Genomic DNA, 19516 nt, shown 5'->3' on the forward strand with positions numbered 1-19516 from the left:
TGGCGCCGGGCGGGCCCGCCCGGCGTTTCCCGGCGCGTCACCGCCCGCGAGTCATCACCCCCGCCGCGCGGGGCCCGTGCTGCGGCGTACGACGAGCCGGACCGGCTCGATGTGATCGATCCGGGGCTTCGTCGAACCGTCGATGCGCGCCAGCAGCAGCTGAAGCGAACGTCGGCCCGTCGCGGCGAAGTCGGTACGCACGGTCGTCAGCGGGGGCAGCATGTGGGCGGCCTCGGGGATGTCGTCGTAGCCGACGACGCTGACGTCGTCCGGAACGTGCCGCCCGGCCTCGTGCAGGGCGCGCAGCACGCCGAGCGCCATCTGGTCGTTGGAGGCGAACACCGCCGTGACCTCGGCGCGCGCGGCCAGCCGGCGGCCCAGCGCGTACCCGGAGTCCGCGCTCCAGTCGCCGATGAGCGGCTCGGGGACCTCGGCCCCCGCCGCCCGAAGGGTGTCCCGCCACGCTTCCAGGCGGCGCTCGGCGGACAGCCAGCCCGTGGGGCCCGCGATGTGGTGAACCGTGCCGTGGCCGAGCTTCAGCAGGTGCTCGGTGGCCTGCCGCGCCCCGTCGCGGGAGTCCGCGGTGACGTAGGAGGCGTCGTCCCCGAGGTCGTTCTCCAGGACCATCAGGGGGACGTCGAGCGCCGCCTCCGCCAGGGCCCTGCCCACCCAGCGCTGCGGTGCGATGGCGAGCAGGCCGTCCGCCCCCTCGGCCGACAGCGTGTGCACGGCGCGCACCAGGGTGTCCCGGTCGGCCGTGTCGAGCGCGATGGAACTGACCAGGTAACCGGCTTCCTGGGCGGCCGAGTTGATCGCGGTCAGGATGGAGGCGGGCCCGTAGCGCGCCGCGTCGAACGAGATCACCCCGAGCATCCGCGTCCTGCCACTGGCCAGGGAACGCGCGCTGCGGCTCGGCCGGTAGCCGAGTGCGCGCATGGCAGCCACGACCGCCTCCCGGGTCTCGGGCCGCACCGCGGGACTGTCGTTGAGCACCCGGGAGACCGTCTGTTTCGAGACACCGGCCAGACGGGCCACGTCGTCCATCACCGGGCGCGCCCCCGCGAAGCTGCGCCGGCTGCGTCCCTTGGGCCCCTCGGTTCCGTGGGGGACGGCGCCGTCCGTGGCACCTCGGGTCATGGGGGCGCATCCTCCGACGTCTCGGCGGCGGTCTGTCCCGATCCGCCCGGCAGGCCCACAGGATAGGCCCGCCTGCCGCGTCGGCCGCCTCCAGGCCCTGTCGTCACATTCCCGTCTGCCTCGCGACGCCATGCACGCGCCCCCAAGTTCTCGGCTTCGCTCGAACAGGGAGGGACCCCCTTCGCCGCACCGGGCACAGACCCAAGTACATCCAGTACGAGGGCCTGTGCCCGGCACGCCGAGAGCACGCTCCCCCAAGCTCTCGACTCCGCTCGAGCAGGGGGGACCCCCATGACGCCGCGAGGCCCGCCCTCCGGGCGGACGACGGGAATGTGACGACAGGACCTACGCCCTGTCCGCCGTGATCTCCCAGGCGCGGGTGGTCACCCACTCGACGCGCCACACGGCCGCCCGTCCCGTGACGTCGCCCGCCTGCTCGGGCACGTACACCGGAGCGCCGGCGGCCCGGGGCAGCAGCCGCAGCGTCAGGCCATGGGCGCGCAGGGCTTCGGAGGGGAGCCGGTCGAGACCGAGGTCCCAGAGGCGGCCGGAGAAGAACTGATCGGCGACGAGGGTGTCCCCGACGTACGCGCGCCCCACGTCGCCCGTCCAGTGAAAGCGCAGGAGCGTGCCGGACGGTTCACGCAGCAGCTCGTCCGGGACCTCCACGCGGTACTCGGCCGCGGAGGTCGTGAAGTGCTCGTCCGTCGGGGCGCTGGCCCGCCCCAACGGGCCCGTCGTGAGCGCGGGCGGCGGTCCCGCGGGGCGCACCAGGGTGGCGGCGAGCGCGGTGTCCTCGGCGTCGACCCCTTCGGCGATCGTGCAACGGGTGAACGGGCCGTCGGCCGTCGTCGACAGCGGAGTGCCGGCCACCGTCAACACCCTTGCCGGCGCGGGGAGTACGGCGAAGGAGGGCCGTGTAGCCGAGCTGTGCACGCGAAGTGCGTCCTGGTCGAAGACGACCCCGTCCGGGCAGAGCACCAGCCGCTCGGCGCCCCAGGCCGTGCCCCGGTAGGCGGTGCGCGCGCTGTCGGCGTCGAGGACGAGCAGGCCGATGTCGTCGCCGTCCGCGGTCTTCACCTGGACCAAGGCGTCGGTGCCCGGGCGCAGACCGGTGATCAGGAACCGGTCGTCGGCCTCGGTGACCTCGCCGGAGGGCGTGTCGACGGACGCGACCGTGCCCGCGTCCAGGGCGAGTTCGACCGGAATGCCGTCGGTGGCGGCCAGCACCAGGACCGTACGCCCGTCGTCCTGGACCCGGCACACGGGCTGGGCGGTGGCCCAGTCGAGCCGTAGACCGGCGACGTTCAGACGCAGCGGCCAGCAGAAGTACGCGCCGGTCGGGACGGTGACCGGGGCGCTGGGCAACGTCAGGGCGGGAGCGTCGGGGAAGTCGACCGTGAAGGTGGTGCCCGGGTGGGCCGGCAGCGGTTCGTGCGGCTGGTGGTTGTTGACGAACAGGAAGCCGGAGGCGCCGTCGCCGCGCACGGCCCAGCGCAGGGTGTCCCGGTCGGACTGGGAGGCGGGCTGCCGCTCGGGCAGGACGGACTCCATGGGGGCGATCAGGTCGCCGAAGTCGGCCAGCAGCAGGTGCTGGAGACGCAGCGCGTGGTACGAGGGCCGGACCTGACCGTACTCGCCCAGCGGCGCCTGGAAGTCGTAGGTGAGCACGGGCAGGTCGTTGGGGTAGCCGGTGGCGTGGGACTCCTGGAGCGTGGTGAGTTCACCCGCCGGGTTCGTGCCGCCGTGGAACATGTAGTAGCCCTGCCAGACCGAACCGCAGCCGATCTTGGTGAGGCCGAGCGCGCCGATGTCGTCGGGCTCGACGCGCGGCCTGCGGTGGTAGGCGACGGCCATGCCGCCGCCGAGCTCGCAGGTGGCCCAGGGGAAGCGGTCCGTGGGCGTGGGGTCGCCGCCGCGTACGGTCGTCGGGCGCAGGTCGGCGCCGATGCCCTCGTCGTCCCGCTGATGGGTGAAGAAGAAGTGCTTGCGGCAGGTGTCCGGCCAGCCGCCGTCCGCCTCCGTCCAGAACGTCTCGGTGTAGCCGCCATACAGCGGGAGCAGTTCGTCGGACGGCAGTCGGACCCCGCCCCACGCCGTGGACGTCCACAGCGGCGCACTCAGGCCCGCCTCCTGGGCCATCCGCTTCAGAGTGAGGAGGTGGCCGGGCTGGTCGTAGAGCTCGTTCTCGATCTGGATCGCGACGATCGGACCGCCGTGCGCCCGGTCCAGCCCGCGCAGCTGGTGCGCGATCGCCGTGAACCAGCCGCGTACGGGCTCCAGATAGGCGGGGTCGTCGGTGCGGGGCGCGCGGGTGCGGGCGAGCAGCCAGTCCGGGAAGCCGCCGTTGCGGACCTCCGCGTGGCACCAGGGGCCGATGCGCGGGATGAAGTCCAGGCCGTGCCGGGCGCACAACTCGGCGAAGCGCCGCAGATCGCGGTCGCCGTCGAAGCGGACGCGGCCCTCGATCTCCTCGTGGTGGATCCAGATGACGTAACTGGCGACGACGGTGACCCCGCCCGCCTTCATCTTCAGCAGCTCCTCCTCCCAGTCCCGGGCCGGGTAGCGCGCGTAGTGGAACTCGCCGGAGACCGGGAACCAGGGGCGGCCGCCGCGCGTGAGGTAGCGGCTGGTCACCTCGATGGGGTCGGGCGCCCCCGGGGCGTCGGTGAAGGGGAGATGGCCGGTCAGGGGCGGTGCGGGGGGCGCGGGGACGCGCAGGAGATGCGGCATCGGGACTTCTCCGGTCCGGGTTGGGGGCGGGCGTCGGTTTCGGCGGGGTGTGGGAGTGGGTGCGAGTGCGAGTGCGAGTGCCGTGGCGCGGTGCGAGTGCAGTGCGGGCGCGGTGGGGTGCGGTCACTCGTCTCCCGGCCCCGGCCCCGTTCTCGTTCTCGTTCTCGTTCTCGTTCTCGTTCTCGAGCCTGGGCTTCGGGCTGGGAGCGTTCCCAGACTCAGTGATGTTATCGGTAACATCACGTGCGTCAAGGGACTTTGGGGCCGATGGCGGAACGGCCCCGGAAGGCCCTGGTCCGCGTCGCGTCGGACCTCAACCGGGCCGGGCGACGCCCTCGGAAACACCGGGGCCAAGTGGCGTTCCGCCTGTTCCGGAGGCGTTCACGGCGACGCCACGCCCGTGTCCCCGCGGCCTGGCTGAGTGGTTCCAGCAAGTAAATCGCTCGGAGGCACCGGAGGGTCACCCCATGGCCGGAACCGAACCTGTATCCGCCGCCGTCAACCGTCGTCGATTTCTGCTCGTCTCGGGCGCCACAGCAGCGGCCGGCGTCGCCGGAACCAGTGCGGGGGCGCTCCTGCCGCGCCAGCGCGAATACCCCGCGGTCGAGCCCGCCGCACGGACCGTCGCCCAGCCGTCGCCCCGCAGCGCCCCGCGGGCGGCGCCGTACGCCCTGACCACCCTGGAGACGACGGCCCGCCTCGGCGGCAGCGCCCACGCCGGCACCTACCGACGGATGGTCTCGGGCCCCGGCTGGCCCCTGGTCGTCCGCAAGGAGCTCGCCACGCCTGGTGCCGGGCGCCAGGGCCGACGTACCCCGCTCGCGTGCTTCGTACAGTTCACCGACCTCCATCTCGCCGACGTGCAGAACCCGCTGCGCACCGAGTTCCTGCGCTCGCGCGGGGCCTCGTCGTGGCGGGCGCAGGAGGCGCTGACGGTGGCAGGGGCGGTCGCGCTCGTCGAGCAGGTGAACGCGCTCGGCGGAGGACCGAACACCAGGCTGCGCCCCGCCTTCGTGATGACCACGGGCGACAACGTCGACAACAACTCCGCGATCGAGCTGGAGTGGTTCCTGACCGTGATGAGCGGTGGCCGGATCACGCCGAACACCGGTGACCCGCGGGTGTACGAAGGCGCCCAGAACTCCGGTCTCCCCCTGTACTGGCACCCCGGGGACCCCCACCTGCGCGACCTCGACAAGCGGCGCGGACTGCCCCTGATCCCCGGCTTCCTCGCCGCGGCCACCCGCCCGATCACCAGCCCGGGGTTGCGCATCCCCTGGTACTCCACGGTCGGCAACCACGACGATCTGCCCGGCGGTTGTCTGTCGCCCGCGTTGAACGACTTCGCCGTCGGGTCCCGCAAACTGCTGTCGGTGTCCGCCGCGGACGCGGCCGCCTACGCCAAGGCGCTCGGGTCGGGCGACGATCCGAAGAGCAAGGTGCTCAAGGCGATCCTGACCAGGAACGCGGCCTCGGCGCGGACCGTGACCGCCGACGAGCGGCGTCGGCTGTGCACCCCGCACGATTATCTGGCCGCGCATCTCGACCCCGCCCACGCCGGTGCCGGTCCGGTCGGCCACGGCTACACCCAGGACAACCTGGACGGCGAGCGGATGTACTACTCCTTCAAGGTGGCCGAGAACGTCCTCGGCATCAGCATCGACACGACGTACCGCAGCGGCCACTACGAGGGTTCACTCGGCAGCGACCAACTCCGCTGGCTGGAAAGGACCCTGGCCGCGCACAGCTCCCGGTCCTACGACGCGGACGGCCGGCTCGTCCGCAACACCGGGGCCGACGACGCCCACATCCTGGTCTTCAGCCACCACCACAGCCCCAGCATGACCCGCCGTCCCGACGCCGCCCGCACGGACGAGCCGCGCCACGACGGAGCGGAGGTCATCGCCCTGCTCAGCCGGTTCCCGAACGTGGTGGCCTGGATCAACGGGCACAGTCACGTCAACCGGATCACGCCGCACGCGCACGCGACGCCCGCCCGCTCCTTCTGGGAGGTCAACACCGCCTCCCACGTGGACTATCCGCACCACGCCCGGCTGATCGAGCTGACCGACAACGGGGACGGCACGGTGTCCCTGTTCACCACTCTCGTCGAGTCCGCCGCGCCGCACCGCACCGCCCGGGACTTCGACGACCTGTCGGCCGTGGGACTCGCCTCCCTGTACCGGGAAGTGGCCTACAACGCTCCCGGCCTCGCCGAGAGCATGAAGGGCGGCGTCCAGGAGGGCTGGGCGGGCGGTGCCGGGGACCGCAACGCGGAACTGGTGGTGAGGGGAGGCCCGGCGTCGGCATAACCCACCCTCGCCGCGGTCCCTACTGCGGTCCGTACTGCGGTCTCTGCTGCGGTCCCTGCTGTGGTTTCTTCGGTTGTTGTCGGGGTGTCGGCGGTTCTTGTTCATTTCATTGACACGAGTCACCGGCAGTCATAGTTTTCGCGCCGTACCCGTGCTGTGTGACGGCGTGTCACGTCCGGCCTGATGCCTGGTGTGTTCAAGGGCCGAACGCGGCCGTTGTCGTCGGCGCGCGTACCCGCGGTTCACGACGACGTGCCCGCGCACCGAAGGAGTGACGGCTCATGTCCCACGCTGCTTCCCAAGGGTTTTCCCGGCGTTCGACCCTGCGTCTGCTGGGCGGCGCCATCGCGGTCGCCGCGGCGGCCACCACCGCCACCGGCCCCGTTCCGCTCGCCCGGGCGGAGTCCAGATCCGGCGCCGGCCCTCGCGTAGAGGGTCTGATGGTCAAACTCACTCTTGACGAGAAGATCTCCCTGCTGCACGGCGCCACCGACCCCGCCTCGCTCGGCCAGGCCGGGTACATACCCGGAGTACCCCGCCTCGGCATCCCTCCGCTCCGCCTCGCCGACGGCCCCGCCGGAGTCCGTGTCACCCGGCACGCCACCGCCCTGCCCGCCCCGGTGCTCCTCGCCTCCGCCTTCGACCCCGGCCTGGCCCGCCGCTACGGGCAGGTCATCGGGCGCGAGGGCCGTGCCCTGGGCCAGGACGTGCTGCTCTCCCCGATGGTCAACCTCATCCGCACCCCGTACGCGGGCCGCAACTTCGAGACCTTCAGCGAGGACCCGCTGCTCGCCGGTGACCTGGTCGCGGCCGAGATCCGCGGCATCCAGGGCGAGGGCCTCATCGCGACCGTCAAGCACTTCGCGCTGAACAACCAGGAGCAGGACCGCATGTCCATCGACGTGCGGGTCGACGAGCAGACCATGCACGAGGTCGAACTGCGCGGCTTCGAGGCGGCCGTCGCCGCCCGCACCGGCGCGGTCATGGGCGCGTACAACAAGGTCAACGGCACCTTCGCCTGCGAGAACAAGACGCTCCTCACCGACATCCTGCGCGAGCGGTGGGGCTTCGGCGGCTGGGTGATGACCGACTGGTTCGCGGCCCACAGCACCGTCACCGCCCTCACCGCGGGCCTCGACATGGAGATGCCGGACGGGACGTACTTCGGGGCCGCCCTGAAGACGGCCGTGCAGAGCGGAGCCGTGGCCGAGTCCTACGTCGACCGGGCCGTACGCCGCGTCCTCGCGGTGATGGACCGCTTCGGGCTGCTCGACGGCAGCGTCCCGCCCCGTCCCGCCCGCGACCCGAAGGCGGGCGCGGCCGTCGCCCTGGAGGTCGCCAAGGCGGGCGCGACGCTCCTGCGCAACAAGCGACACGCACTGCCCCTGACCGGCGCCGCCGCCCGCAGCATCGCCGTCATCGGCCCCACCGGCTCCCTGCCGTTCATCAGCGGCGGCGGCAGCGCGCACGTCGTCCCGGATCACGCCGACAGTCCGCTCGACGCCATCCGCTCCCGCGCGGGAGGCGGCGCCCGGGTGTCGTACGCGCTCGGTGAGGACCTCTTCGGCAAGGCGATCCCCGACGGGGCGCTGACCGCCGGCATCGACACCGAGGGCCAGAGTGTCGCCGCCGGAGGGGCCTGGACGTACACGGGGACGCTCACCGTCGCGGACGCCGACGAGTGGACCTTCGTCATCCACTACTCCGGCATTCGGCCCACGGTGCTCGTCGACGGGGTCGAGCTGTTCCCGCCGCTGCCCGGCTACGGCGAGTACTTCAGCGGCGGTCTGGTCTCCGCGGCGCCCGACGGACTCGCCGTACGCCGCAAGGCCCTGAACCTCTCCCGGGGCGCGCACCAGGTCTCCATCACCGCCCAGGGCGCCGACACGGGACAGCTGTTCCGGCTGCGGCGCATCACCGGCGCGACCCGCGCGCAGGACGTCGCCGAGGCGGTCGACGCCGCGCGCGCCGCCCACAGCGTCGTCCTGTTCGCCTACGAGGACGCCACCGAGGGTCTGGACCGTGGCACCCTCGCGCTGCCCGGCAACCAGGAGCGGCTGATCAAGGCCGTCGCCGCGGCCAACCCCAGGACGGCCGTCGTCCTCAACACCTCTTGCTCGACCTCGATGCCCTGGCTGGACGGCACGGCCGCCGTGCTCCAGATGTACTACCCGGGCCAGGAGGGCGCGGCCGCCACCGCCGCCGTCCTGTTCGGCGACTGCGATCCCGGCGGCCGGCTCACTCAGTCCTTCGCGGTCGACGACGCGCACCACCCGGTCGCCGGCGACCCGCGCCGCTATCCCGGCGTGAACGGCACCGAGGAGTACTCGGAGGGGATCCACGTCGGCTACCGCTGGTACGACGCGCAGGGCGTGCGCCCGCTGTTCCCCTTCGGGCACGGACTCTCGTACACCTCGTTCGCGTACGAGGATCTGCGGGTCCGGGGGAGAGAGGTCGGCTTCACCGTGCGCAACACCGGGCGGCGCGACGGTGTCGAGGTGGCGCAGGTCTACCTGGGGCCGTCCCCCGATCTCCGGCTCGACCAGGCCGTACGGGTGCTGGCCGGGTACCGGCGGCTGACGCTGCGGGCGGGGGAGCGGCGACGGGTGACGGTGCGCCTCGACCCGCGCACACTGTCGTCCTGGGACGCGGGGCGGCACGACTGGGTCCTCGGCACCGGGCGGCGCGCGGTGTGGGTGGGGTCGTCGTCGCGGGACCTGCGGCTGCGGGGAAGCGTGGAGGTGGGCGCGTGACCAGAGGGCAGACTGTCCGATCCGGCCGTATGCGCACGCTGCTGGTGGGGGCGGCGCTCCTCGCCGCCGTGCTCGCCGCCCCGACTCCGGCTCCGGCCGACGTCGCCCCGGCACCGGCGCACGCCGTGCAGGACCCGACCGTCGTGCGCACCGCCGCCGGGCTGGTCCGGGGCGAAGTCACCGCCGAGGGACGCCAGTTCCTCGGCATCCCGTACGCACAGCCGCCCGTCGGCGCTCTCCGCTGGAAGGACCCGGAGCCGGTCGCACCCTGGCGCGGTGTGCGCACCGCGCGGGACTTCGGCAACCGGTGCGTGCAGACGGCCAGTTGGGACCCCGGCTACGAGCGGCCCAGCCACACCGAGGACTGCCTCGACCTCAACGTGTACGTCCCCGAAGGCGCCGGAAACCGGCCGGTGATGGTCTGGCTGCACGGCGGCGGGCTCACCGCGGGCGCGGGCGAGGACATCGTGCCCGACACCTTCGCCCGGCAGACCGGCACGGTCGTCGTGACCGTCAACTACCGCCTCGGCGCCATGGGATTCCTCGCCACGGCCGGACTCGACGGCGAGGCACGCGACGGGGTCTCGGGCAACTTCGGCATGCTCGACCAACAGGCGGCACTGCGCTGGGTGCGCGCCGACATCGGCCGCTTCGGCGGTGATCCCCGCCGCGTCACCGTCGCGGGCGAGTCGGCGGGCGGCCGCTCGGTCTGCACCCAGCTGGCCTCGCCGACCTCGAAGGGCCTGTACCGGGCGGGGATCGTCGAGAGCGGCGCGTACGGGAACTGCGCGGCGCGCACCCACGAGGCGGCCGTGGCCGCCGGCGCGGCCTTCGCGCGGAAGGTGGGCTGCGCCGATCTGTCGGCGGCGTGTCTGCGCGGCAAGTCGTCCGCGGAGATCCTCGCCGCGCAGGGCGGATTCGACTGGGGGCCCGTCGTGGGCGGCGCCTTCCTGCCGGTACAGCCCTTCGAGGCGTACGCGAAAGGGGCCGCGGCCCGGGTCCCCGTGCTGAACGGGGCGAACGAGGACGAGGGGCGGCTGTTCGCGTTCGCCCGGTTCGACCATGCCGGCACCCCGCTCACCGCCGAGCGGTACCCGGCGGTCGTGAAGGACGCCTGGGGCGCCGATCTGGGCGAACGGGTGCTCGAGCGCTATCCGCTCGACGGCTACGGGTCGCCGACCCTCGCCTACGCCACCGCCTTCGGTGACTACCTCATGGCGTGTCCGGCGCTGCGGCTCGACGGGGTGCTCGCCGGGCGCGGGCCCGTGTACGCGTACGAGTTCGCCGACCGCACCTCGCCGCCGTTCGCCTCGCTGCGCGATCTCCGTACGGGCTTCGACTTCGGGGCGACGCATGTGAACGAGGTGCAGTACCTCTTCAAGCACTTCGGGCTCATCACCCCGCTGAACGCGGAGCACCGGGTGCTGTCGCGGCAGATGGTCCAGTACTGGGGGTCCTTCGTCAGGGAGGGGGTACCGCGTGCCGACGGGCAGCCCCCGATGCCCGGCGGAGCCGGTCCTGTGATCTCGCTGCGGACCGCCTCCCGAGGCGGGAACATCGTGAGCACGACCGTCCACCGAGAGCATCGGTGCGACCTGTGGGACGCCGCCGCGCGAGGCTGAGCGGTAGGCTTCCCGGCGTGTGCTCGTCGTCGCGGGCGCACGCCGGGAAGTGTGCGATTCGGGAGGAACCGGCGTTGGACGTCCAGCATTGGCTCGAGACGGTGCCCGCGGTCAGCATCTATGCGCTGGTGGCCCTGGTCATCGGCCTGGAGAGCCTGGGCATCCCGTTGCCCGGTGAGATCATCCTGGTCTCGGCGGCGCTGCTGTCCTCGCAGCACTCGGGCATCAACCCCGTCATCCTCGGGGCGTGCGCCAGCATCGGCGCGATCGTCGGCGACTCCATCGGCTACGCCATCGGCCGCAAGGGCGGGCGCCCCCTGCTGGCCTGGCTGGGAGCGAAGTTCCCCAGGCACTTCAGCGAGGGGCACGTCGCGACCGCCGAGCGGTCCTTCCAGAAGTGGGGCATGTGGGCCGTCTTCTTCGGCCGGTTCATCGCACTGCTGCGGATCTTCGCCGGGCCGCTCGCGGGTGTGCTGAAGATGCCGTACTGGAAGTTCCTGATCGCCAATGTGCTGGGCGGGATCATCTGGGCCGGGGGCACCACCGCGGTCATCTACTACGTGGGTGTCGTCGCCGAGTCCTGGCTGAAGCGGTTCTCGTGGGTCGGGCTCGTGGTGGCCGTGCTCATCGGGCTCGCCTCGATGCTGATCGTGAAGCGCAAGGCGAAGAAGGCGGCGGCGGAGATCGAGACGGGGGAGCGGGAGCCGGTGGCGGCTGCCGAGTAGGTTCCCGTCGGCGTGTGTCTGCAGGCTGTACGTGGCTGGGCGCGCCCATGCGGCCGAGCCGCCGCATGGTGAACACAGCCGCGCGCCCCTGAAGGGGCGCTTCAGCTCCCGTGTGCTTCCTTGTGCGTCTTTGCCAGGTCCACGTAGAAGGTGCCGTTCAGGGTGAGGCCCTGGCGTTCCTCCTCCGTCAGCGGGCGCTTGACCTTGGCGGGAACTCCGGCCACCAGGGAGCCCGGCGGGACCTGCATCCCCTGGGGGACCAGGGCCTGGGCCGCCACCAGGGAACCGGCGCCGATCACCGCGCCGTTGAGGACTGTGGCGCCCATGCCTATCAGGCAGTCGTCCTCGACCGTCGCGCCGTGCAGCACGGCGTTGTGGCCGACCGAGACGCGCTCGCCGACCGTGATCGGGAAGCCGGGGTCGACGTGAAGGGTGCAGTTGTCCTGGACGTTGCTGTCGGCGCCGATGACGATCGGACCGAAGTCGGCGCGCAGTACCGCGCCGTACCAGACGCTCGCGCCCGCGTGCAGGGTGACGTCCCCGATCACCACGGACGTCGGTGCCGTGAAAGCCTCCGGGTCCACCTGCGGGTCCTTGCCGCCGATCCCCATGATCAGCGCCTGCTGCGTCATCAGCGTCTCCTCGTTGTCGTCGGCGGCGATACAGCGGCACCGTATGCCATCGCGCCCGGCCCCGGTGGGGCGAAGATCACAGCGGTGATCCCTGCTGGGCCCAGGCCGCCCTGAGTACGGTGAGCGGGTGCCCAGCAACAGGAACGTGTTCTCATCATGGCGGCGCCGCCTCGCGCAGCGCGCCGTCCACGCGTGCTGGGCCTGGGTGCAGCGCACGGGTTCGGTGACGGCCGAGCACCCGGGGCGGCTGCGCTTCGGCGCGATGGGAACGGGTACGAGACTCGCCTTCCCGCTCGGCACCGTCTTCGGCGAACCCTGGATCCACCTCGGCGCCCACTGCATCGTCGGTGAACAGGTCACCCTCACCGCCGGCCTGATGCCCGACCTCGACCTCGGCGCCGACCCGATCCTGCGTGTCGGCGACGGTGTCGTGCTCGGCCGCGGCAGCCACGTCATCGCCGACACGACGGTCACGATCGGCAGCGACTGCTACTTCGGCCCGTATGTGTATGTGACGTCCACGAACCACTCGTACGACGATCCGCACGTGCCCATCGGCAAGCAGTGGCCCCGGATGGAGCCGGTGGAGATCGGATCCGGCTGCTGGATCGGCACCGGGGCGGTGATCCTGCCGGGGGCGCGGATCGGGCGGAACGTCGTGGTGGCGGCCGGCGCGGTGGTGCGCGGCGCGGTGCCGGACCACGCGGTCGTGGCGGGGGCTCCCGCCCGGGTCGTACGACGCTGGGACGCGGTCGACGGCTGGCAGCCGCCGCTGCGGACGCCCGCGCCGGTCCCGATTCCCGACGGGGTGACCCCGGAGCAACTGCTCGCGCTGTCGGAGCTGGACGAGGAGGCCGTGGGGCGGCTGGCGGAGCTGGACGCCGAGTCGTCCTGAAGCCGATCGGTACTGATCAGCCGGTGGCCAGCAGGATCGTGCCGACCAGTGCCAGGCCCGCGCCCGCCGCCTGGATTCCGCGCAGCCGTTCGCTGAGGAAGCCCCGTGCGGCGAGGGCCGTGACCACCGGATAGAGCGAGGCGAGGACGGCGGCCACCGTGACCGGGCCGTGCTGGGCGGCGACGGAGTAGGTGCCGTTCGCCGCGACGTCCGCGAGGCCGACGAAGGCGAGCGCGGGCAGGGAGGGCCAGGGGAAGCCACCCTCGGGAAGGGCGGCGCCGCCGCGCCGCACGGAGACGAGGAGTGCCGCGCCACCGGTGGCGACGTTGGTCAGGCGCTGCACGAACAGCGCGAGGAACAGCCCGGTCACCGACGAGGACGCCTCCGCGATCAGTACGAACACCGTGCCGAAGCCGAGCGCGGCGATCAGTGTGAGAAGAACCGCCTGCCGCTGCACGGGGGCGCCTCTCCACTGGGGCCCGCCGGCGAGTACGACGCCCACGACGGCGACCGCGATGCCCGCCACCTGCGTCAGCCCGGGGCGTTCGCCGAGGAAGAGTCCCACGGTGATGGGGACGGCCACGGCCAGGGAGCCGAGTGGGGAGACGACGCCCATCGGGCCCAGAGCGAGTGCCTTGTAGAAGGAGAGCAGCGCGACCGGTCCCACGAGCCCCGCGGCGAACGCGAACCACAGTTGCGGTCCTGCCGCGCTCCAGCCGCCGGTCGCGAGCACGATGGCGCCCAGTACCGCCGCCGCGATCGACTGCGAGACGACGACCACGGTGAGCGCGGGCGTACGCCGGGTCAGCAGCCCTCCGCCGAAGTCGGCCAGGCCCCACAGGAGGCTGGTGGCCAGGGCGAAGAGCGCTGTCGGTGCAGTCATCGGGCCCCTCGCAGTACAGTTCAGTGAACGATCAGGTGCACCACAGCATAGTTCATTCTATTGAACTCTGTAATCTAAAATATTGGACGCATACTCATGGACGGAATGTGTCGGATCTCGACCTGCTGACCCAGTCGCTGGCGCGCAACGTCAAGCGCTGGCGTACCGAGCGAGGTTTCACCCTGGACGTGCTGGCCGGACGCGCCGGAGTCAGCCGCGGCATGCTCATCCAGATCGAGCAGGCCAGGACCAACCCCAGCATCGGTACCGTCGTGAAGATCGGTGACGCGCTCGGCGTCAGCATCACGACCCTCCTCGACTACGAGCAGGGCCCCAAGGTCAGGATCGTCCCGGCCGAGCAGGCCGTACGGCTGTGGCACACGGACGCGGGCAGTTACAACCGCCTCCTCGCCGGTACCGAGGCGCCCGGACCGCTGGAGATGTGGGACTGGCGGCTCATGCCGGGCGACGGCAGCCCCTCCGACCCGCACCCCACAGGGACGGTCGAACTCGTCCATGTCATGGCGGGCGACCTCACTCTCGTCGTCGACGGGACCGACTACCGCGTCCCCGAGGGCGCGAGCGTGTCCTTCGAGGCCAACACCCCCCATACGTACGCCAACAAGGGCGACGTGCCGGTGGAGATGGTCATGGCGGTGTCGGTCCCGCTCGTGCACTGAGACACCCCACCGGGCGGACCGGAGCGGCTGTTAGCGTGCCGTCATGCGCGCTCCCATCGGACACTTCGACCACGCCACGGCCGCCCCCGACTGCCTCGACGAGCTCACCCGCCCGGTCGCGGACGGTGTACGCCACTGGCGCGGCACCGTCCCCGCCGACCAGATCGTGTACGTCGACACGGACCCCGAGTGGGCCGACACCGCGACCTTCGTCGAGCACTACGGCAAGGAGCTGCTGGACCAGTCCGCCAACTGCGTGGTCGTCGCGGGCAAGCGCGGCGGCGAGACCACACTCGCCGCCTGCGTGGTCCTCTCCGCCACCCGCGTCGACGTCAACGGCGTCGTCCGCCGCCAACTCGGCGCCCGCAAGGCCTCGTTCGCCCCGATGGACACCGCCACCGGCGAGAGCGGCATGGAGTACGGCGGTATCACCCCGATCGGGCTGCCGGGCGACTGGCCGGTGCTGGTGGACTCGGCGGTCGTCGAGCTGCCGTACGTCCTGGTGGGCAGTGGCCGGCGGCGCGGCAAGCTGCTGGTACCGGGCAAGGCGTTCGCCGAACTGCCGAACGCGGTGGTGCTGGAGGGGCTGGGCATCGCCTGACCGGTCAGGCGACCATGTGATGCGCCAGCGCCAGGTGCGGGTCCGTCTCGCCCGGCGCGGGGGCCGGATCGGCGTGTACGAGGGCCGCGGTGAGCTTCGGTACGGCGTGCAGCAGGGCGTGTTCGGCCTCGACGGCGATCCGGTGCGCCTGTCGCACACTCGCCTCGCCGTCCACCACGACCGCCACCTCGGCGCGCAGCCGGTGTCCGATCCAGCGCAGCCGCAGCTCACCCACCCCGTGCACGCCGGGGACCTCCCGCAGGGCCCGTTCGGCCGAGTCGACCAACTCCGGGTCCACGGCGTCCATCACACGCCGGAAGACCTCGCGGGCGGCGTCGCGCAGCACCAGCAGGATCCCGGCCGTGATCGCCAGGCCCACCAGCGGGTCGGCGAGTTGCCACCCCAGTGCCGCGCCGCCCGCCCCCACCAGCACCGCCAGTGACGTGAATCCGTCCGTACGGGCATGGAGGCCGTCCGCGACGAGGGCGGCCGAGCCGATCTCACGCCCGACCCGGATGCGGTGCCGGGCGACCCACTCGTTGCCGAGGAAGCCGATCAGCGCGGCCGCCGCGACGACCGGGATGTGGTGCAGGGGGCGCGGGTCGACCAGCCGCTCGACCGCGGTCCAGGCCGCGAAGGCACCGGACGCGGCGATCGTCAGCACGATCACGATGCCCGCGAGATCCTCCGCCCGGCCGTAGCCGTAGGTGAAGCGACGCGTCGCCGCGCGCCGGCCCAGCACGAACGCGATGCCGAGGGGGACGGCCGTGAGCGCGTCGGCGGCGTTGTGCACCGTGTCGCCGAGCAGCGCGACCGATCCGGAGACCACGACCACGACCGCCTGCGCCACGGCGGTGGTACCGAGGACGACGAGGGACACCCACAGGGCTCGCATACCGCGCGCCGAGGACTCCAGCGCGGAGTCGAGCTTGTCGCCGGTCTCGTGGGAGTGGGGAGTGAGGAGGTGACGGAGACGGGAGAGGGGCCCGGACGAGGTGCTGTGGGGGTGTGTGTGGGGATGCGGATGGGGAGGGGGCTGCGGGTGGTCGTGCCCCGAGCGGCCGTGGCTGTGGCCGTGACCGTGGTCATGGCCGTGGGGCGTGCCGTGATCGTGGGAGTGGCCGTGACCGCCGCTGTCGTCGTGGCCGTGGCCGTGCTCGTGGTGCCGGTCGCTCACGGGGGTCCCCTTCCGGTGCGCGGGAGTGGACGTGTCGGCGCCCATGGGACCATTATGTGCGTATGAGCGCACGCATGCACCTATCACCTGCGCATGATGCGCATCCGCGAACCCCCGGCGAGGAACAGTTCGCGCTCGCCGCCGAACTCCTCGCCCTCCTGGGCGACCGCACCCGGCTCGCCCTCCTGCACGCGCTGACCGGCCAAGAGGCCGATGTCACGACGCTCACCGAGGCGTGCGGGGCCGCGCGCCCGGCCGTCAGCCAGCATCTGGCCCGGCTGCGTCTCGCCGGTCTCGTGAACACCCGGAAGGAAGGCCGCCGGGTCATCTACTCACTCGGCGACGGCCATCTGCGCCGCGTGGTCGACGAGGCGCTGAACCTCGCCGACCACCGCCTCACCGACCGCCCGCCGCACGACTGAGGGAACCCCCGCCGCGCTCAGTGGCCGGTGTCGTCCTCGCCCGCCTCCAGCAGGTTCGCCGCCGCGCCCACGATGCTCGGGTCCGGGCTGCCGACGACCTCCTCGTCCTTGTCCGTGTAGGAGAAGCGGGCCAGGACGCTGCGCATCGCCTCGACACGCGCCCGCTTCTTGTCGTTGCTCTTCACCACGGTCCAGGGAGCCTGTTCGGTGTCCGTATCGCGGAACATGGCGACCTTGGCGGCGGTGTAGTCGTCCCAGCGGTCCAAGGAGGCCAGGTCCATGGGGCTGAGCTTCCACTGTCGTACGGGATCGACCTGGCGGATCGTGAAACGCGTGCGCTGCTCGCCCTGCGACACGGAGAACCAGAACTTGATCAGGTCCACCCCGTCGTCGACGAGCATCCGTTCGAAGGCGGGCGCCTGCCGCATGAAGCGGCGGTACTCGTCGTCCGTGCAGAAGCCCATCACCCGCTCGACACCGGCCCGGTTGTACCAGGACCGGTCGAACATCACGATCTCGCCCGCGGTCGGCAGATGCTCCGCGTACCGCTGGAAGTACCACTGGCCGCGCTCGCGCTCGGTCGGCTTCTCTAGCGCCACCACCCGGGCACCGCGCGGATTGAGATGCTCGGTGAACCGCTTGATCGTGCCGCCCTTGCCGGCCGCGTCACGCCCCTCGAAGGCGATGACCAGGCGGCGGCCGGTCGCCTTGATCCAACTCTGCAGCTTCAGCAGTTCTATCTGCTGGAGGCGTTTGTGCCACTCGTACTCCTTGCGCTCCATGCGCTCGTGGTACGGGTAGTTCTCACGCCAGGTCTCCACCGGACTGCCGTCCGACCGGATCAGTACCGGGTCGTCGTGGTCGCTGTAATCGACGGTCAAACCCGTCAGCAATGGCGTCATCGCGGCCTCCCCGGCTTCATTTCAGTGGAACTGCGGCACGATCAGGTAAATTCCGTACGCGACGACCGCCGCGCAGGCCAGGAAACACAGTCCGGCCTGTGCGAAGCCGAGGGCGTGGGTGCCGCCGGCGTCCTTCTCGCGTGCCGCCTCGACCTGGGAGACGCCCAGCACGCCGAGCGCGAAGACGACCACCACTCCGACAGTGACGGCGATGCTCACCGCAGTGACCTCGCCGAGTGCGGTCCAGTCCACATGCATCCTACGACTTCCCCTTGGCTCAGGCGACGGTGCCGACGGTCGTCGGCACAGCGGCACGGACGGTGACCTCGTGGGCGTCGTTCACATTGTCCGCACGCACCGGGTTGCGGCGCGAGGCGAGCACGATGAACGCGGCGACCGCGGCGGCGCACAGGGCGATCACCACAGTGCCGAAGGTGCCGCCGTGCTTCACCACGCTCGCCGAGACCCCGCCGACCAGCGCGGCGGCGGGCAGCGTGACCAGCCAGGCGATCACCATGCGGCCCGCCGTGCCCCAGCGGACCTCGGCCAGTCGCCTGCCCAGGCCGGCACCGAGGATGCCGCCGGAGCAGACCTGCGTGGTGGAGAGCGCGAACCCCAGGTGGGCGGAGGTGAGGATCACGGTGGTGGCGGCGGCCTCGGCCGCGAAGCCCTGGGGCGACTGGATGTCGGTGAGCCCCTTGCCCATCGTGCGGATGATCCGCCAGCCGCCGAGGTAGGTGCCCAGTCCGATGGCGAGACCGGCGGACGCGATCACCCACACCGGGGGACCGGCGTCGTGCCCCAGCGCCCCCGCCGAGATGAGCGTCAGCGTGATGACGCCCATCGTCTTCTGGGCGTCGTTCGTGCCGTGCGCCAGGGAGACGAGCGAGGCCGAGGCGATCTGGCCGAGCCGGAAGCCCTTGGTCACCGAGTCCTGGCGAGCCCGTGCGGTGATCTTGTACGCGAGGTAGGTGGCCAGCAGCGCGGCCACGCCCGCCACGATCGGCGAGGCCACGGCCGGGATCAGCACCTTCTCGACCACCTTGTCGAAGTGCACGCCGTGCTCGCCCGCGCCGACCCACACCGCCCCGATCAGTCCGCCGAACAGGGCGTGCGAGGAACTGGAGGGCAGCCCGAGCAGCCAGGTCAGCAGATTCCAGAGAATCGCCCCGACCAGGCCCGCGAAGATCATCCCTGGGGTGACCAGGGTGTCGTCCACGATGCCGCCCGAGATGGTCTTCGCGACCTCGGTGGACAGGAATGCTCCGCCGACGTTCAGGACGCCGCTGATGAGGACCGCTGTTCTCGGCTTGAGTGCCCCGGTGGCGATGGACGTGGCCATCGCGTTCGCCGTGTCGTGGAATCCGTTGGTGAAATCGAAGGCCAACGCCGTGACGATGACGACCGCCACGAGGAACGTGATGTGGTCCATCCCCTCATGGAAGCGAGCGCAGGCGTACGCCGGGCGAACCGGAGGCGAAGGCGGTGTGAGCCGGAGTGAAGGTGACGGTACGGGGGATCGGGCCTGGACGCGGTCGGCTCAGGGGCCGGTCGGTGTGCGGTGGCTGAAACTCGTCGTTTGCGCGATACCCGTCCTAAGCGCGGCCGCAGTCGGGGCACAGGCCCCGGTAGGTCACCTCGACATCGGAGACGGTGAAGCCGAACCGCTCGGAGGCGGGCAGATCGGACAGGGGGTCGCCGTGGGGATGGACGTCCCGGACGGCGCCGCAGCCCGAGCACACCAGGTGCTGGTGGGGGTGGTGGGCGTTCGGGTCGTAGCGCTTGGCGCGGCCGTCGGTGGCCACCTCGATCACCTCGCCGAGCGAAACGAGCTCGCCGAGGGTGTTGTAGACGGTCGCGCGGGAGATCTCCGGCAACCGGGCGGTGGCGCGTGCGAGCACCTCGTCCGCGGTGAGGTGCACGTGCTCGCCGTCGAGTACCTCGGCGACCACCCGGCGCTGGGCGGTCATCCGCCAGCCGCGTCCGCGAAGTCGTTCGAGCAGGTCACTCATGCTCACCAGCCTCATCATGCATCGTCCGAC

17 protein-coding genes are annotated in these 19516 nt (G+C 71.8%); 8 read left to right on the forward strand and 9 right to left on the reverse strand.

What is annotated here, in order from left to right; genetic code table 11:
• Positions 1-54: 54 nt before the first annotated feature.
• Positions 55-1137 (reverse strand): LacI family DNA-binding transcriptional regulator, encoded by a 1083-nt coding sequence (locus ACZ7M3_RS00325; RefSeq protein WP_450426134.1) that lies wholly within the window; start codon positions 1135-1137, stop codon positions 55-57.
• Positions 1138-1482: 345 nt separating this feature from the next.
• Complete coding sequence (locus ACZ7M3_RS00330; protein ID WP_472059773.1) at positions 1483-3870, reverse strand: beta-galactosidase; 2388 nt, start codon at positions 3868-3870, stop codon at positions 1483-1485.
• 467 nt (positions 3871-4337) lie between these two features.
• On the opposite strand from ACZ7M3_RS00330, the gene ACZ7M3_RS00335 reads away from it, so the two are divergent.
• From ACZ7M3_RS00335 to ACZ7M3_RS00350, 4 genes are all read left to right on the forward strand, one after another.
• Entirely contained in the window at positions 4338-6182 is a 1845-nt protein-coding gene (locus ACZ7M3_RS00335) for a TIGR03767 family metallophosphoesterase (protein ID WP_472059774.1), read from the forward strand.
• 281 nt (positions 6183-6463) lie between these two features.
• Positions 6464-8935, forward strand: coding sequence for a beta-glucosidase (locus tag ACZ7M3_RS00340; RefSeq protein ID WP_472059775.1), 2472 nt, complete (start codon positions 6464-6466; stop codon positions 8933-8935).
• 29 nt (positions 8936-8964) lie between these two features.
• On the forward strand, positions 8965-10557 hold the full coding sequence (locus tag ACZ7M3_RS00345; protein WP_472059776.1) for a carboxylesterase/lipase family protein: 1593 nt from the start codon (positions 8965-8967) through the stop codon (positions 10555-10557).
• A gap of 74 nt (positions 10558-10631) precedes the next feature.
• Positions 10632-11282, forward strand: a complete 651-nt coding sequence (locus ACZ7M3_RS00350; RefSeq protein ID WP_095855938.1) for a DedA family protein — start codon at positions 10632-10634, stop codon at positions 11280-11282.
• A 101-nt stretch (positions 11283-11383) separates the two neighbouring features.
• On the opposite strand, the gene ACZ7M3_RS00355 is transcribed toward ACZ7M3_RS00350, so the two are convergent.
• Positions 11384-11914 carry a gamma carbonic anhydrase family protein gene (locus ACZ7M3_RS00355; protein ID WP_355306322.1) on the reverse strand — a complete coding sequence of 177 codons (531 nt, stop codon included), beginning with the start codon at positions 11912-11914 and terminating at the stop codon, positions 11384-11386.
• Positions 11915-12041: 127 nt separating this feature from the next.
• Between ACZ7M3_RS00355 and ACZ7M3_RS00360 the strand changes: the two genes are divergently transcribed.
• The gene (locus tag ACZ7M3_RS00360; RefSeq protein WP_472059777.1) at positions 12042-12809 is read left to right on the forward strand and encodes an acyltransferase; all 768 of its coding nucleotides are present in this window, start codon (positions 12042-12044) and stop codon (positions 12807-12809) included.
• 16 nt (positions 12810-12825) lie between these two features.
• Here ACZ7M3_RS00360 and ACZ7M3_RS00365 read toward each other — a convergent pair whose 3' ends face one another.
• Complete coding sequence (locus ACZ7M3_RS00365; protein ID WP_472059778.1) at positions 12826-13692, reverse strand: DMT family transporter; 867 nt, start codon at positions 13690-13692, stop codon at positions 12826-12828.
• A 107-nt stretch (positions 13693-13799) separates the two neighbouring features.
• On the opposite strand from ACZ7M3_RS00365, the gene ACZ7M3_RS00370 reads away from it, so the two are divergent.
• Together ACZ7M3_RS00370 and ACZ7M3_RS00375 are read left to right on the forward strand one after the other, a co-directional pair.
• The gene (locus tag ACZ7M3_RS00370; protein WP_054229045.1) at positions 13800-14372 is read left to right on the forward strand and encodes a helix-turn-helix domain-containing protein; all 573 of its coding nucleotides are present in this window, start codon (positions 13800-13802) and stop codon (positions 14370-14372) included.
• 43 nt (positions 14373-14415) lie between these two features.
• Positions 14416-14973 carry a YbaK/EbsC family protein gene (locus ACZ7M3_RS00375; RefSeq protein WP_054229044.1) on the forward strand — a complete coding sequence of 186 codons (558 nt, stop codon included), beginning with the start codon at positions 14416-14418 and terminating at the stop codon, positions 14971-14973.
• Between the two features lie 4 nt (positions 14974-14977).
• On the opposite strand, the gene ACZ7M3_RS00380 is transcribed toward ACZ7M3_RS00375, so the two are convergent.
• Positions 14978-16150 (reverse strand): cation diffusion facilitator family transporter, encoded by a 1173-nt coding sequence (locus ACZ7M3_RS00380; protein ID WP_472060969.1) that lies wholly within the window; start codon positions 16148-16150, stop codon positions 14978-14980.
• A 62-nt stretch (positions 16151-16212) separates the two neighbouring features.
• Here ACZ7M3_RS00380 and ACZ7M3_RS00385 point away from each other — a divergent pair, with 62 nt between their 5' ends.
• The gene (locus tag ACZ7M3_RS00385) at positions 16213-16572 is read left to right on the forward strand and encodes an ArsR/SmtB family transcription factor (protein WP_351311892.1); all 360 of its coding nucleotides are present in this window, start codon (positions 16213-16215) and stop codon (positions 16570-16572) included.
• A 17-nt stretch (positions 16573-16589) separates the two neighbouring features.
• Here ACZ7M3_RS00385 and ppk2 read toward each other — a convergent pair whose 3' ends face one another.
• The 4 genes from ppk2 to ACZ7M3_RS00405 form a co-directional block, all read right to left on the reverse strand.
• The gene (gene ppk2, locus ACZ7M3_RS00390; protein WP_472059779.1) at positions 16590-17474 is read right to left on the reverse strand and encodes a polyphosphate kinase 2; all 885 of its coding nucleotides are present in this window, start codon (positions 17472-17474) and stop codon (positions 16590-16592) included.
• Positions 17475-17495: 21 nt separating this feature from the next.
• The gene (locus ACZ7M3_RS00395; RefSeq protein ID WP_099924002.1) at positions 17496-17732 is read right to left on the reverse strand and encodes a hypothetical protein; all 237 of its coding nucleotides are present in this window, start codon (positions 17730-17732) and stop codon (positions 17496-17498) included.
• A gap of 19 nt (positions 17733-17751) precedes the next feature.
• Positions 17752-18906 carry an inorganic phosphate transporter gene (locus ACZ7M3_RS00400; protein WP_472059780.1) on the reverse strand — a complete coding sequence of 385 codons (1155 nt, stop codon included), beginning with the start codon at positions 18904-18906 and terminating at the stop codon, positions 17752-17754.
• A gap of 163 nt (positions 18907-19069) precedes the next feature.
• Positions 19070-19486 (reverse strand): Fur family transcriptional regulator, encoded by a 417-nt coding sequence (locus ACZ7M3_RS00405; RefSeq protein ID WP_351695584.1) that lies wholly within the window; start codon positions 19484-19486, stop codon positions 19070-19072.
• Positions 19487-19516 lie beyond the last annotated feature (30 nt).

The organism is Streptomyces sp. NPDC111656, assembly GCF_055656965.1.